The following is a 14,351-nucleotide window of genomic DNA, read 5'->3' as shown; positions in this document are numbered from 1 at the left end:
CTGCTTAGAACTTATGTTCGATACCCAGTGCGACGTAACGCTGCTCAGCATCGACGTTATCCAAATCACGACCTGTGTACCAGCCGAAGACCTTCGTGTTCTTACCGAGTTTGTAGTCAACACCTGCCGCTAATGAGCTCTCATCTCCGTCAGCAAAATCCATCATTTGATATTGCAGCTTGAAGGTGAAATCGTTCCAAGGCTGAACGACGTTTGCGACATAGCCGTCTGCTTGATTCGTACCGTCAACGTCTTCCTGGTCTTGCCACAACACACCAACTTGCGTCGTACCAATCTTGGTCATGGCAACAGCGCGAACAATATCTTTGCCTTTAACGGCATCATCAACACCAAAACCAACGTAAAAATCGGTGTTGCTGAACTTTTTATCACCATAAGTAACGGTCATCGACAAACCGTCATCAACTAGGTCGTCTTCAGCAAATACATAACTTGCAGCAACTTGGAAATTGCTAAATGTTGGTGAAAAATAGCTGATGGTGTCAGACATACGGTTTTTACCCGCGAAGATGTGCTTCATGTCACCTTCGTAGTCAGAGAATGGGTCAAAACCACTTTGCAGCAATTTTAGCGCGGTATCGCGACGACCCGCAGTAACTTCACCAAAAGCACCTTTTAAACCGATGAACTGGTTACGTGATTTGATGTTGTCCGAACCACCAAGGTCGGTTACATCCACTTCCCATTCCAATTGGTAGATTACTTCCAGATCGCCTTCGAGCTTGGTACCGCCTTTTACACCGAAGCGTGACGCATAGCTCGTTAACTCTTTATCACTATCTGTACCGTCGTCAAGGTCGCTGTACTGAACACCAACACTGAGCTTGCCGTAAAAATCAAAAAGCTCTGACTCGTCTTGTGCATGGGCTGGTGCTGTTACTAATGCAACGGCGCCCGCTACCAATGAAACTGCCATAAATTTTGACATGATTGACCCCCACCGATTTAAATTAATCTCACTAAAGTGTATCTCACACTTCAGAAAACGAGGGTATGTTATGTCAGAAATATGACAGTTTCATGACTATATGTCAGTTTTTTGTCTTTTTTATGGCATTCCCATGACGTTTATATGTCAGCTCGTAATTCCTGTAACCTATTTTGTTGTTCCTGCTCTGCCTGAGCGTAGCGTTCCCACTGGCTTGCTGATTGGCGCGCATCATCAAACTTTTTCGCAACAGCAAAGGCTTGTAGCGCCGCATTGAAGTTTTCAAGATTCAACTCAGCCATACCAATGACAAGGTGCATTGAGCCAGGCTGTTTCAAACCGCCTTTTTCAAGCGCTGCTTGTGCCGCACTAATCGCATCTTTGTTGCGCTCAGCATTTAACAATAATGTTGCGCGTTGCGCGTCGAGTTCGCCATCGTCGCTTAGAGCGGCTGCAGCTAACAGGGCTGCGCTAGCTTTGTCGGTTTCACGCGCTGCTACCCATGCTTGAGCAAGTAGTTTCAAGTTGCGTAAATTGCGTTCAACCGCGCCCTGCTCTAAAGCCTGTTCGAGAACCTGACCCGCTTTATATGGCACGTCATTGAAGAAATAGGTTTGCGCCAAGTTCAACAAGTCTTGTCCTTTGGTTAAAAAGCCTTGCTGAAAAGCTGTTTCTAACATGGCCAGTTGCTTGTTCTCTTGCCCAAGTTGGCCATAAACACCGGCTAATTGAACCCAGTACTCCGGCTTATTGTAATACCGCACCATATCTTCCAAAACGGCAGCAACACGTGTGGTGTCACCTAGTTCGAAATATATTGCGCGTTGCAAAACCAACCAGTTTTCTTCTGGCACTTGTTGCTTTGATTCAACTGCCTCGATTGCCTGAGTGATCGGCGCTAAAGCAGCCTTATAGTCACCCTGTTGATACAGTGCTTGAGCTTTTAAAACCCAAGCTTTTTGATGTTGCTCTGGTGCGGTTACACGCTCCCATTTCTGCAAATAATCAATTGTTTTCTCAAACTCGCCTTGGCCTAAAGCTAACTGCGCTAAGCTGAACAAGGTGTTTTGTTCGAGCGCTTCTGGAATCGCTTCTTCTTCAACCACTTTGGCAAAGTAATCGATGGCTTTGGCGATGTTATCTTGACCGTAATACATATAGCCGTAGAAATTCCAAAGCATCGCGCGCTCATAGCTATTCATACTGCTGAGTTTACTTTCAACATTACGTAATACTTCGAGCCCTGCATTTACGTCGCCTTCGTCAGCTAGCTGCTGCGCTCGAGCTAATTGGCTGTAGACTTGCTCACGTAAGGCTGGCGTTTTCTTTCGCTCTTGTGCGAACGCAGACGAATGAACGAAAACAGTAATCAGTGCAGCGACGATAATGAAATAACGCATGCGATTGTCTCCTAACCATCAATGGCGAATGTTAAACGGTTCTGAACACCTTCAACTTCAACCGGTTCACCGTTCACAACACGCGGTTTGTACTTAAATTTAAGCACCGCATCCATGGCTGCTTGGTCAAAAATATTCTCTGGCTGTGCTTCAATCACATAAGGGTCACGCACCGTGCCCTGCTTTGTAACCGTAAAGCCAACCACTACATAACCCTCGATGCCTCGTTGCAGCGCGCGGCGTGGATACACGGCTTGCACTTTTACAATCGGCAGGTATTCCCCGTCGCTAGTATCCAAACCAACGCCACCTGACAAGCTGGTGTCGGCTTGAATCTCCGCAGAGAAATCGAAGCCACCAGCATCGGCATCAACCGATTCATTTTGCATTTGTGGCTGCGGCATATCGGGCGGCGGTTGTTCTGGCTCAGGTGGACGCTGCGGCTTACGCTCTTTTTGTTGCACAACTTCTTCTGGCTTCACGCGAACAAAGTCGAGAACGCTCCCTTTCGGCGGTTCTGACATAGCCCCTTCACCACCAACAATCAACGATTGCATGAGGTAAAACAGCCCTGCTGTAATAGCAAAAGCGGCGACGAGTGCGAGCAGTACACGTTTCATAACTAGTCTTCTTGCGTTGCAATCGAGACATCAAAGACACCAGCTGCACGAGCGGCATCCATCACTTTAATTAAGGTTTCAGTTGTGGCTTTTTTGTCTGCTTGAATCACCACTGAGCCTTGCGGGTTTTCAGCATACAAACGTTCAATGTTTGCTTGCACCGCACGGGCATCAACCTGGCGCTTGTTGATCCAGATTTCACCGGTATCGCTGATGGCGACCAGAATATTGGCGCGATCTTTTTGCACCGCGGTTGCCGCTTCTGGGCGGTTCACATCAATGCCCGACTCTTTAACAAACGAGGCGGTGACAATAAAAAAGATCAGCATGATGAAAACAACGTCGAGCATCGGCGTCATATCAATCTGTGCTTCTTCTTCATCAACTAAATTTGCAAAATGTTGTTTCATTGCGCCTTACCTCTATTTGCTAGCAAGCGATTGCGCGCTTGAGTGATCGAGTAACAAACGATCTTCTAATTTGAGCCGTTCACGTTTTGCGGTGCGCTGTAGCCAGGTTGTTGCAAACACACCAGATAGCGCACCAACCATGCCTGCCATGGTCGGAATTGTGGCTTTCGATACACCGGCCGCCATGGAACGAGCATTGCCGGTACCTGCAACCGCCATCACATCGAACACTTCAATCATGCCGGTCACCGTTCCCATCAAACCAAGCAACGGACAGAGCGCCACCATGGCTTGCAAAATGGGTAAGTTGCCGCCTAACGCAAGGGAAACTCGTGAAATAATTGCGCCACGAATTTGCTCAGCTTGCCAAGACGAACGGTCAGCACGATTATTCCAGTTCGCCAAAGCAGCTTTGGTTGCTTGGCGATGACCGCGCAAGTAATAGAAAATACGCTCTAGAATCATCAGCCACATGACGAAAATAAGTACCCCGATAACCAGCAGCACGTTGCCGCCGGTTTCGATGAAATCTTGAATAGCATTGCTGAATTCGAGCAGAAACATGATTAGTGACTCCGCTCAGAGCGCTCCGCAATAATGCCTGAGGCTTGTTCTTGCAGCACATGCACGATGTTGCGGCTACGCGTGTTCAAGGTTGCGAACAGCAAGGTCATTGGTATGGCTACCACAAGGCCAAGTACGGTTGTCACCAAGGCTTGTGAAATACCACCCGCCATCAGTTTCGGGTCACCCGTACCAAACAAGGTGATGGCTTGGAAGGTATTGATCATACCGGTAACCGTACCTAATAGACCCATCAATGGCGCAACCACCGAGATGATCTTAATAAACGTGAGGTTACGCTGAATTTTTGGTACTTCGCGCAGAATGGCTTCGCTGAGTTTCAACTCTAAGGTTTCAGTATCTACATCAGGATATTTGCGCTGCACGGCCATCACACGACCCAGAGGGTTATCTTCACGGGCTTCAGTTTGCTTCATTTGACGCTTCACTTTGCCGCCCATCAGCGTCAGTGTGATAAACCGTTCAATGGCAATTAGTAGACCAACCAAACCAAGTGCAAGAATGATGTAACCAACCGTACCGCCTTGGTCGATTCGCTCGCCTAAATCAGGGGCTTGAACCAAAAGGCCAAGAATTGAGCCGCCCGTTGGGTCCATTGCAAACTTCACAGGGTTTTCGTCTGCTTGCTCTAACGAATTAACTGTATCTAAATAGCGACCAGAAGGCTGACGAATCAACTCAGCAACGGTATCTGTGCCTGGCACCAATTCAAGATACTGACCATCGGCAACCATGTTAAAGGTACCAACACGAGTCACCTCTTTAGATACTTTCTCACCATTAGCGAGTGTCACTTCAGTATCAAACTGACTGACTTTGCCTGACTCCGCCATTTCTTGAAGTAGCGCTAACCAAACTGACTCAATTTCTTCAATGGAAGCAAGTTTAGAACTGCTCCCCATTTTTTGAGCGAGGTCACTGAGTTGTTCGCTGCGGCCAGGAAACTCAACCGAAACAAACGATGTTTGTAACTTACCGCTGGTATCGCCAGCTACCTGCTGCAACACACCAAATAGTTCACGAAGCGAGCCCATACGTTGGGTTAACGTATCGGTTAAACCAGCGAGTTCAATCTCATTTTTCTCAAAATTTGTTTCAAGCGTTTCGCTGAGTTTTTCGAGGCGGTCGCGCTCGGCAATCGCTTCACGAAGAATCCGTTCTTGCTCATTCGCTTCAGCGCGGAAGCGTGCTTCACGCTGTTTGTTTGCTTCGGTTTGCTCAAATTGACCTTGTTGAAGTTGTTGTAACAACTGGTCTAGGTTAATTGGGTCTTGCGGTGCGCTCAACGCCTGCTGAGAAATCAACAACGCCGCTGCCGCTAAAGTACCTGTTAGAATCTGCTTCAACATGGTTATTCTCCAGCACCGTTAGTTTGAGTAAAAACAGGAAGCATCAGTAAGTCTGGCGCCAATTGCTTACGCGCGACGCGAATCGCTTCTTGTACGTTGCTTGCGTAGCTTGAATCCAACGGTTGCCATTCACGTTGTTGTTGATTCCAAACGCCCATGGTTGAACCGTCGCGAGTTTTGTAAAGCAAGACGGTGCGACCCATACGCAAGAACTCGACGTCTTGGCTTTGGCCATCAACGGTCATTTCGCCGTTGTACGCTTCAATGTTACGGCCATAATCGGCTTCAATTTGAAATGCTTCCATTACCCGACGGAATTTCTCAGAAACGTCGACATCAGCGCGGTCCATTAGGTCACGCAAGCTAGCGACTCGCTCAGCGCGCTCTTCAGGTAAAAACGGCACGTCTAATTCGACGAACTTGGCAAGGCTATCAATCATGCGCAGCATTAATGGGGTGATTTGACGTTCTACTACGCTCACTTCATCAATTGAGGTATTCAGTTCGTCTTTCTCAACCAATTGCGCATCAAGTTGCTTCTGCAGTTGCTGGGTATATACCTCAAGCCCCTGAATTTGGCGGGTAATTTGCTTATATTGCTGAATACGTTCTTGCGTTGAATCAGCGATTTTTTCAACCGTTAACTGAGATGATTTTGCCGCCGCGTTGATTTTATCGGCAGCATCAACCACCGGCTCTAGCGACTGCTCTTGCGCGAATACCGGCGCACTGGTCAAAGCCAGGAGAATCACTGAAGAAATTAAGGAATGCTTCATAACAATACCTTGCGCATCTAATGAATGATGCTGGGCAAGATACTGCAATTATGTGACAGCTTGGTGACTGTATTGTGTCAGTTATGTGTCAATATGACGGTTTTGTTTGATTTCTGTGACCATCTCGCGCATATCAACGCCACTAGGGTGTTGAAATACGCGTAACCCAAATTCGGGGAGAATCGATATCAAATGATCAAAGATATCCGATTGAATGCCTTCATACTCAACCCACTCGGTTGTCGCGGTAAAGCAATACACCTCGAGCGGAAGTCCATCGGCGGTCGGATTTAACTGACGTACCATCAAGGTCATATTCTGATGAATACGCGGATGATTCTTTAAATACTGCAGCACATAGGCTCTAAAGGTACCAATATTACTTATACGACGCGTGTTAACCGGTTCTTTGCCCTCTTCTTTTAATTTCTGGTTCCAATCATCAATCTCTTGCTGTTTGGTTTTTAGGTAGTCTTTTAACAAGCGGAACCGATACAGTTTTTCTTGCTCATCTTTAGATAAAAAATGGACGCTATTTTGATCAAGCATCAGGCTGCGTTTAATTCGACGTCCACCGGATTGTTGCATACCGCGCCAGTTCTTGAACGGATCTGAAATAAATCGTTTCGTTGGAATGGTCGAGATTGTCTTGTCCCAGTTTTGTACTTTCACCGTGTGCAGTGCAATATCGATCACATCGCCATCTACATTAAGGTTTGGCATTTCAACCCAGTCGCCGACCCGAATGATGTCGTTGGAGGTAATTTGGACACTGGCAACAAGTGACAATAACGTATCTTGGAACACCAACATTAAAACCGCCGCCATGGCTCCGAGGCCTGACAGCAAAATAACGGGTGAACGGTCAATTAATGCCGCAATAATGAGAATGGCCGCGACGGCATAAATTGCTATTTTCACAACCTGAATATAGCCTTTAATTGGCTTTTCATGGGCATCCGGCTGCCGTTCATACAAGGTGTTTACTACCGTTAACACGCCACTGATAGCACGCGCAATCGTTAGCACCACAAACGCATTACACACGTTGCTGACAACAATCGCGAACTCTTCTGGAAGATTCGGAACCGAACTTATGCCGTAGGAGATAACTAGGGCTGGTACCACATTGGCTAAACGCGCGATGATGTTTCGTTCAAATAGCTCGCGGTCTTTACCGGCTGGTGTGTAAGAAAGTGCCGTCATGGCGCCGCGCATCAATACTTTTTTGACGACGAAATTGGCAATCCACGCGGCGATGAGTAACAGGGCTAATTTGACCATGGTGTCAATATCCGCATGTTGCGATAGCCATTCCTGCCAACTATCGAATTGCTCTTGCATGTTCGTAATGACGTCCATCTTCACCCTTTACCTTCAGCCATTGAAGAGCCTCTAACATAGCCCAACAAGGCGCTTTTCTCAATCTTTCTCATATTGCGAAGCGAGTTAATTTACAGTACCTTGTGTGAAAGCTTGCAAGGACTTTCAATGGCGACGTCGAGTATTTCAAAATCCCTTTTAACCAACGTACTTTCAGTCTATTTCGTATTGACTCTGATTGTCACGTCGGTGCAAGTTGTTGGGGAATACTATGACACCAAAAATATGTTGGTTCAGGAACTTCATAACCAACAAAGCACCTTTAGTCACTCGTTGGCACGCTCGTTATGGGAATACAACACGCCACAAATTGAAGCCATTGCCGACGGTCTTATCAATATTCCAGCTATCGCCGGTCTAGTAATTCGTGATGATACGGGGCGCATCGTCAGCCAGTTGGGTCGCACTCCGCCATTACGAGCCTTTCCGACCATTTCTGCGGATAGCTACGAACTGCCCGAACGTGACGGCGTGTTTGGTTACCATTCTAAACTAGTATTTGAATTTTCAGGGGATTCAACCCAAGTTGGCGATGTAACACTGTATACGACTCGTGATATCGCCATACAACGCATTAAAGTTAGTCTTTACTTCATTATTGGTTCAGCGATTGTTAAAAGTACTTTTTTAATCATGCTATTTAGCGTGGCGTTTCATCGCATGTTAAATCGCCCAATGCGTGATTTAATCAGTCAAATTCAAAACTTTCGACTCGACGATCTGGAACACTCTAAGTTACACATTCGTAGCTTAAGAAACACTGAATTTTTGTTGCTGGAACGCGCTTACAATCAGTTGGTTGAGAATCTTAAAGAATACCAAGAAGATCTCGATAGAGCGCAAAAGCAGCTCTTGCACGTGAATCAAAAACTGGATGAACAAAACGGTATTCTCGAGCAAGAAGTAGCGCGTAAAACGAGTAACCTTAGTCGCGTTTTAGTTGATTTGGAGCGACAAAAAAATGACCTCGAATTGCGTCAGGATACCTTAGAGAATGAAATCCGTCAGCGACGTATAATCGAAACCGATTTGCGCGAAATTAATACGCGACTGCAAGAATCTCTCAGCGCGCTTGAACGCACGCAAGATCAGCTGATTGAATCCGAAAAAATGGCCTCGCTCGGTGGTCTTGTTGCTGGTATCACCCACGACGTCAACACGCCAATTGGCATTTCGGTAACCGCAGCCACTTATATTCGTGATCAGTTAACTGAAGCGGAAGAAGCTTTAAACAAAAAAGCACTTACTCAGGCGCAACTCACCAAGGTATTCAAACTCAGCAAGGAATCGCTCGATTTATTGGAAAGTAATTTAGCGCGTGCATCAGACTTAATCAGTAGCTTCAAACAAGTTGCCGTGGATCAGACCTCGGAAGTTGTACGTGAAATTAATATCAAAGAGTACTTAAATGGCGTAATTCAAACGCTAAATCCGCGTTTGAAACCTTTTAAACCTCGCATCATGATTGAATGCCCCGATGATATTGAAATTCGCTGCCCAGCAGGTGCCTTTGCGCAGATTTTCACAAATTTAATTATCAATTCCTTGATTCACGGCTTCGAAAATAAGCAAGATGGTGAAATCAACATTACCATTGAGCGCAACGATGACAAGCTTGTCATTGTGTATCGCGATAATGGTAAAGGGTTGACGCAGCAACAGCTTGACCAATTATTCGATCCGTTTTTCACCACCAAGGTGCAACAAGGTGGTAGTGGTTTAGGAACGCATATTATTCGTAACCTCGTGACCCAAACCCTAAACGGTACCGTTGAAGCTGAAAGTGAACCGGGACAAGGCTTAACCTACCGCATGACATTAGCGGTGACATTTATCTAATTCATTTCGATATCTCGAAGTTATTAATCAAGGACATAACATGTGGTTTAAGAACTTGCGAATTTATACGCTCGCAGACGATTTTGTTTTACCTGAAAACCTCGAACAGCGCTTGAGTGATCATGCGTTTCGCCCGTGTGGCCGTCAGGAGTTAGCAAGCTTTGGCTGGAGTTCACCATTCGGTCAACAAAGCGAAGTTCTATTTCATCAAGTTGGTAACGCTTATTTATTTTGTGCGCGCAAAGAAGAAAAAGTACTGCCCGCCGCCGTGGTAAGCGCTGAACTTGATGAAGCGGTTAATCAGATTGAAGCAGAACAAGGTCGTAAGGTTGCTGGTAAAGAGAAGCAAAATCTTAAAGAAGACATTATTCATCGGTTGTTACCGCAAGCATTTACGCGCTTTCGCCTAACTTGGGGCTTACTCGATACCGATTTGAATATTGTTGTCGTGGATGCATCAGCTGCGAACCGCGCTGAAGACTTCCTTGGCATGCTCAGAAGCAGTTTCGGTTCTCTGCCAGTGAAACCATTATTTAGCGAGAACCCAAGCGAGCTTTATTTCACTCAGTGGTTAAAAGACGGGAAAGCACCGGGCAACTTCGATTTCGGTGATGAAGTTGAATTGCGAGATAATAGTGACGACGGCGGCATTGTCCGTGTGCGTCAACATGCGTTGACAGGTACTGAAATTGAAACTCATCTTGCGCATGGTAAACAAGCGACAAAAATAGGTTTAGACTGGAACGAACGTCTCACTTTTGTGCTAGAACATGATCTAGCAGTAAAACGTTTCAAGCCAACAGACTTATTAGTTGATGAACAAGATAAGCTTGTTGATGCGACCCCTGAACAAAAAATTGATGCTGATTTTGCTCTCTTGGCTGGAGAGATCCGTGCATTTTATCCAGACCTCGTGGGCTTATTTGCCGAAAGGAACGAACAATGATTAAAACAATTCGCTTTCCATTAACTGCTCTGGCAGTGAGTTTAACCCTGTTCGGTTGCAGCCAAGAACCTGCACCAGTAGAGCAAGCGCAATCTGAAGCGCCAGCAGTTGAGTTAGTTGCCGATGCTAAATCACGACTCAATATATACTACCCAATGGATTTGACCGCTGATTTGAGCCACCTGTCTGATCGCCAGCGCCATGTGGTTGAGTTGCTCATTGAAGCCTCCGAAATCATGGACGACTTATTCTGGCAGCAAGCATATGGTGCCAGTGCAAGTAGCCTGCTTGACCGTATTAACGACGAGAGTGTGAAGAACTTTGCGGCAATCAATTACGGCCCATGGGATCGTTTAAATAACGACAAGCCGTTCTTAAGCGGTTTCGGTGAGAAACCAGCAGGCGCCAATTTCTATCCCGCCGATATGACCAAAGAAGAGTTCGAACAAGCCGAGTTTGAGGGCAAAATCGATCTTTACACCCTGGTTCGTCGCAACGATCAAGGTGAGCTGTATGCAGTACCGTACAATGAAGCATATCGTGCACAATTAGAAAAGGCCGCTGATTTATTGCGCGAGGCCGCGGAATTTGCTGAAGACGAAGGCTTCAAAAACTATCTGACGATGCGGGCGGAAGCGTTTTTGAGTAATGAATATCAGCCTTCTGACTTCGCTTGGATGGATATGACCAACAACGATATCGATGTGGTGATTGGTCCGATTGAAAGCTACGAAGATCAGCTCTACGGTTATCGTGCCGCCTTCGAATCTTATGTGTTGATTAAAGATCTCGAGTGGAGTGAAAGATTAGCCGTGTATGCGCAATACTTGCCTGAGCTACAGCAGAACCTTCCAGTGCCAGCTGAGTACAAAGCCGAAGTGCCTGGTGCAGGTGCACAGCTCAATGCTTATGATGTGGTTTATTATGCCGGTCACTCGAATGCCGGAAGTAAGACTATTGCCATCAACTTGCCAAATGACGAAGAAGTGCAGTTACAAAAAGGCACGCGTCGACTGCAGTTGAAAAACGCCATGCGCGCGAAATTCGATGCGATATTGGTGCCGATTGCCGATGAATTGATTGTAGCTGAGCAACGCCAGCACATTACCTTTGATGCGTTCTTCGCTAACACCATGTTCCATGAAGTTGCGCATGGTCTTGGTATCAAAAACCTTGTTCGCCAATCTGGCACGGTACGTGAAGCGCTCAAAGAACATGCTTCAGCGTTAGAAGAAGGCAAAGCCGATATTTTAGGCTTATACATGGTGACCCAGTTGCTTGAAGCTGGCGTGATTACCGAAGGCGCTCTTGAAGACTACTACACCACGTTCTTAGCCGGCATTTTCCGCTCGGTTCGTTTTGGCGCCTCAAGTGCACACGGCAAAGCAAACATGATTCGCTTTAATTACTTTGAACAAGCTGGTGCGTTTTCACGCAACGAGCAAGGTCAGTACTCGGTGAATATGGATGCGATGCGCGCCGCCATGAATAGTTTGTCAGAGAAGATTTTAACCCTTCAAGGTGACGGCGATTACCAAGGTGTTGGCGAACTATTTGATACCATGGGCAACATTAGTCCGCAGTTACAGGCTGATTTAGATCGCTTGTCCGCTGCCGACATTCCGGTGGATATTACTTTCCGCCAAGGTAAGAGTGTACTAGGTCTTTAATGTATTGAAGGGAGCCAAGATATCTGGCTCCCTTTTCCTTCTGAAACGAATTACAACTAAAAGTTTAAATAAAAGTCTTTTGTTATATGTTTAAAGCCCGCCGTGTATTTGCCTGCATCATCACGAATTACTAGTTTTTCGAACTTCGTAGATTCCTCTTTTGAAGCGCTAATAAACTCCAATAAGATTAAATAAGGTGCTTTTTTCGGGGTGCTCTGAACCTTGCATTGGCGCGCCAATTGCAAGTTCATGGAGGCTAATTCAGCAACAATTGAGTCCTGCGCTTGTATTGGTGCAACCACGGCAATTCGGCCGTTTGGTGCAAGTAACTTTGCGGCCCGTTGTAACCACGCTCGCCAAACATTGCCTGTGCCCTGGCGTGCTAACTCACGCTCTTTGCTGGCGCTCGCCAAATGATTGGCGAAGTACGGTGGATTCATGACAATGAGATCATACTGATTCTCTCGATAAGCCGCGGTTGTGACATCACCTTGTGTAATCACAATTTTATCTGGCCATGGCGATGCCAATACATTCTGCTGCGCTTGTGTTGCAGCGTTGGTGTCGAGTTCAATCGCCTCAATTTTTGCTGTTGCCGCGCTTCGCTGCGCCAGCATTAATGCCAGAATGCCACAGCCGGTGCCCATATCCAGTATGCGTTGTGCCATATCTATCTCAACCCAGGCTCCGAACAGCAGGCTATCAGTGCTAACTTTCATCGCACATTGGTCATCTTTCAGGTAAAATTGCCGGCATTGAAAGCCCATAGGCTTCTCCGTAAGAATTTAGCGTACTACTTATCCGTAACGACAGGAACTAAGCATGACACCCGATTGGGAACAATTAGAACTGGATGATGAACTCATCGATGTTCTCAAGGCTGCTGACATTAACAAGCCAGCGAAAGTACAGCAAGCGGTTATTCCGGCAGCTCTGGATGGTCAAGACTTACTAGTCAATTCACCAACAGGTACCGGTAAAACGCTCGCATTTTTGTTGCCGGCTATCCAGCACCTCTTGGACTTCCCTCGTCGCCAACCTGGTTCGGCACGCATTCTTATTTTGGCACCAACTCGCGAACTGGCACAGCAAATTGCTGAACAAGCCGACGCTTTTGGTGAAACCACCGAACTCAAAACGGTACTCATTACCGGCGGCGTAAATTACGGTTCGCAGCATCAACAACTCCAAGCTAGCCACGATATCTTAGTCGCAACGCCAGGACGTTTGCTTGATTTGATTGGCGCTGACCAGTACGAGCTTGAAAACGTCGAGTGGCTGGTTATCGATGAAGCAGATCGTATGCTCGACATGGGCTTTAGTAGTGCCGTAAAGCAGTTGGTTAATGAAGCGCGTCACCTGAAACAAACATTACTGTTTTCTGCCACGCTTGAAAGTGCTGGGGTAAAACGGTTCTCTGCCGAAATTCAAAAAGAGCCGCAACACATTACGGTGGAGCCGCCGAAACGCGAGCGCGGTAAAATCTTACAGCGTTGGTATCAAGCCGATACTGCTGAGCACAAGTTTAAGCTGCTTGAGCGCGTGTTAGCGGAAAATACTGGACGCCGAATTATCTTCGTTCGTACCCGTGAGCGCGTTGAAGAACTATCAGGCAAGTTACAGTCGGCAGGTATTAAAACCCTCACGCTGCGGGGCGATATGCCGCAATCAGACCGTCAGCGCATTATTGCACGCATGGAAAAGTTTGCAGATAGCACCCTAATCGCAACGGATGTAGCTGCTCGCGGTATTGATGTTGAAGATGTCGAACTCGTGGTCAATTACGATTTACCGAAAACGGCTGATGTTTATTTACACCGTATCGGTCGTACGGGTCGCGCTGGCAAATCTGGTTTAGCTATTGCTTTGGTTGAAGCACACGACGCTGAATTGCTTGGCCGCATTGAACGCTATCAGAAAGCCAAACTTGAGCGTCGCGTATTCGACGATTTAAGGCCGCAATATAAATTCCCAACGCCAGGGAAAGCGAAGAAGAAAAAGGCGAAGAAAAAAGAAGCGAATAAAAAGAAAGCGAAGTAATTTACTTCGCTTTCTGCTTTTGACGAGATTGGCTACGGCGAAAGCGCCAGTAAGCCCATGCATAATACGTTGAAGCTCCGGCTGCGTCGGCAATTAAGTCACCGACGCTCGCGCTTCGATACGGCAACATTCCTTGAACCCACTCAATCGCGACGCCGTATAACGTAAGAACAATCAACGCCGCCCAAATTGGCATTGGGAAAGCGCGATGAAACGTCAATGCCAAAACAAAGAACGCTCCAAAATGTACTGCCTTGTCAGCATGCTCAAAGCGCGGAACTTGATTGCTTGATACTTGCATTAAAAATGCAGCGGACAATCCAATCAGTACAATTAAAAATATAAGCCGCGCGATGTTTCTTGACGTCATTCACTATCCTTACT

14 protein-coding genes are annotated in these 14,351 nt (G+C 46.6%); 4 read left to right on the top strand and 10 right to left on the bottom strand.

Annotated features, from left to right (window positions below; translation table 11 throughout):
- Nucleotides 1–4: 4 nt before the first annotated feature.
- From LG272_RS04705 to LG272_RS04670, 8 genes are all read right to left on the bottom strand, one after another.
- Nucleotides 5–949 carry a porin gene (locus tag LG272_RS04705; RefSeq protein ID WP_404409841.1) on the bottom strand — a complete coding sequence of 315 codons (945 nt, stop codon included), beginning with the start codon at nt 947–949 and terminating at the stop codon, nt 5–7.
- Between the two features lie 140 nt (nt 950–1,089).
- A complete protein-coding gene (locus LG272_RS04700; protein ID WP_404409840.1) occupies nt 1,090–2,349 on the bottom strand; it encodes a tetratricopeptide repeat protein in 1,260 nt (419 codons plus the stop codon).
- Nucleotides 2,350–2,360: 11 nt separating this feature from the next.
- Nucleotides 2,361–2,969, bottom strand: a complete 609-nt coding sequence (locus LG272_RS04695; protein WP_404409839.1) for an energy transducer TonB — start codon at nt 2,967–2,969, stop codon at nt 2,361–2,363.
- A gap of 2 nt (nt 2,970–2,971) precedes the next feature.
- A complete protein-coding gene (locus tag LG272_RS04690) occupies nt 2,972–3,379 on the bottom strand; it encodes a biopolymer transporter ExbD (protein WP_126760272.1) in 408 nt (135 codons plus the stop codon).
- Nucleotides 3,380–3,391: 12 nt separating this feature from the next.
- On the bottom strand, nt 3,392–3,937 hold the full coding sequence (locus LG272_RS04685) for a MotA/TolQ/ExbB proton channel family protein (protein ID WP_404409973.1): 546 nt from the start codon (nt 3,935–3,937) through the stop codon (nt 3,392–3,394).
- Between the two features lie 8 nt (nt 3,938–3,945).
- On the bottom strand, nt 3,946–5,313 hold the full coding sequence (locus tag LG272_RS04680; RefSeq protein ID WP_404409838.1) for a MotA/TolQ/ExbB proton channel family protein: 1,368 nt from the start codon (nt 5,311–5,313) through the stop codon (nt 3,946–3,948).
- Nucleotides 5,314–5,315: 2 nt separating this feature from the next.
- Nucleotides 5,316–6,089, bottom strand: coding sequence for a DUF3450 domain-containing protein (locus tag LG272_RS04675; protein WP_404409837.1), 774 nt, complete (start codon nt 6,087–6,089; stop codon nt 5,316–5,318).
- Between the two features lie 81 nt (nt 6,090–6,170).
- Nucleotides 6,171–7,451 (bottom strand): mechanosensitive ion channel domain-containing protein, encoded by a 1,281-nt coding sequence (locus tag LG272_RS04670; protein ID WP_404409836.1) that lies wholly within the window; start codon nt 7,449–7,451, stop codon nt 6,171–6,173.
- A gap of 129 nt (nt 7,452–7,580) precedes the next feature.
- Here LG272_RS04670 and LG272_RS04665 point away from each other — a divergent pair, with 129 nt between their 5' ends.
- The 3 genes from LG272_RS04665 to LG272_RS04655 are packed head-to-tail and all read left to right on the top strand — an operon-like array spanning nt 7,581 to nt 11,927.
- Nucleotides 7,581–9,311, top strand: a complete 1,731-nt coding sequence (locus LG272_RS04665; RefSeq protein WP_404409835.1) for a sensor histidine kinase — start codon at nt 7,581–7,583, stop codon at nt 9,309–9,311.
- A gap of 40 nt (nt 9,312–9,351) precedes the next feature.
- On the top strand, nt 9,352–10,257 hold the full coding sequence (gene rdgC, locus LG272_RS04660; protein ID WP_404409834.1) for a recombination-associated protein RdgC: 906 nt from the start codon (nt 9,352–9,354) through the stop codon (nt 10,255–10,257).
- Nucleotides 10,254–11,927: a Zn-dependent hydrolase gene (locus tag LG272_RS04655; RefSeq protein WP_404409833.1), complete on the top strand. Its 1,674-nt coding sequence runs from the start codon at nt 10,254–10,256 to the stop codon at nt 11,925–11,927. Before rdgC ends, LG272_RS04655 begins: the two co-directional genes overlap by 4 nt.
- A 56-nt stretch (nt 11,928–11,983) precedes the next feature.
- Here LG272_RS04655 and LG272_RS04650 read toward each other — a convergent pair whose 3' ends face one another.
- A complete protein-coding gene (locus LG272_RS04650) occupies nt 11,984–12,694 on the bottom strand; it encodes a tRNA1(Val) (adenine(37)-N6)-methyltransferase (protein WP_404409832.1) in 711 nt (236 codons plus the stop codon).
- 55 nt (nt 12,695–12,749) lie between these two features.
- Between LG272_RS04650 and srmB the strand changes: the two genes are divergently transcribed.
- Nucleotides 12,750–13,967, top strand: a complete 1,218-nt coding sequence (srmB, locus tag LG272_RS04645; RefSeq protein ID WP_404409831.1) for an ATP-dependent RNA helicase SrmB — start codon at nt 12,750–12,752, stop codon at nt 13,965–13,967.
- 1 nt (nt 13,968) lies between these two features.
- Here srmB and LG272_RS04640 read toward each other — a convergent pair whose 3' ends face one another.
- Nucleotides 13,969–14,337 carry a VanZ family protein gene (locus tag LG272_RS04640; protein WP_404409830.1) on the bottom strand — a complete coding sequence of 123 codons (369 nt, stop codon included), beginning with the start codon at nt 14,335–14,337 and terminating at the stop codon, nt 13,969–13,971.
- Nucleotides 14,338–14,351: the final 14 nt, after the last annotated feature.

The organism is Pseudidiomarina marina, assembly GCF_044807045.1.
GTDB classification, from domain to species: Bacteria; Pseudomonadota; Gammaproteobacteria; order Enterobacterales; family Alteromonadaceae; genus Pseudidiomarina; species Pseudidiomarina marina.
Note: the sequence above shows the minus strand (reverse complement) of the source record. Positions and strands in the feature narration are given on the sequence as shown.

Bases quoted from the DNA above. Each gene is read 5' to 3' on its own strand.
- LG272_RS04700 (WP_404409840.1), bottom strand. From the start codon at position 2,349: ATGCGTTATTTCATTATCGTCGCTGCACTGATTACTGTTTTCGTTCAT.
- LG272_RS04655 (WP_404409833.1), top strand. From the start codon at position 10,254: ATGATTAAAACAATTCGCTTTCCATTAACTGCTCTGGCAGTGAGTTTA.
- rdgC (WP_404409834.1), top strand. From the start codon at position 9,352: ATGTGGTTTAAGAACTTGCGAATTTATACGCTCGCAGACGATTTTGTT.
- LG272_RS04690 (WP_126760272.1), bottom strand. From the start codon at position 3,379: ATGAAACAACATTTTGCAAATTTAGTTGATGAAGAAGAAGCACAGATT.
- LG272_RS04675 (WP_404409837.1), bottom strand. From the start codon at position 6,089: ATGAAGCATTCCTTAATTTCTTCAGTGATTCTCCTGGCTTTGACCAGT.
- LG272_RS04650 (WP_404409832.1), bottom strand. From the start codon at position 12,694: ATGGGCTTTCAATGCCGGCAATTTTACCTGAAAGATGACCAATGTGCG.
- LG272_RS04695 (WP_404409839.1), bottom strand. From the start codon at position 2,969: ATGAAACGTGTACTGCTCGCACTCGTCGCCGCTTTTGCTATTACAGCA.
- LG272_RS04665 (WP_404409835.1), top strand. From the start codon at position 7,581: ATGGCGACGTCGAGTATTTCAAAATCCCTTTTAACCAACGTACTTTCA.
- LG272_RS04670 (WP_404409836.1), bottom strand. From the start codon at position 7,451: ATGGACGTCATTACGAACATGCAAGAGCAATTCGATAGTTGGCAGGAA.
- LG272_RS04680 (WP_404409838.1), bottom strand. From the start codon at position 5,313: ATGTTGAAGCAGATTCTAACAGGTACTTTAGCGGCAGCGGCGTTGTTG.
- LG272_RS04705 (WP_404409841.1), bottom strand. From the start codon at position 949: ATGTCAAAATTTATGGCAGTTTCATTGGTAGCGGGCGCCGTTGCATTA.
- srmB (WP_404409831.1), top strand. From the start codon at position 12,750: ATGACACCCGATTGGGAACAATTAGAACTGGATGATGAACTCATCGAT.
- LG272_RS04640 (WP_404409830.1), bottom strand. From the start codon at position 14,337: ATGACGTCAAGAAACATCGCGCGGCTTATATTTTTAATTGTACTGATT.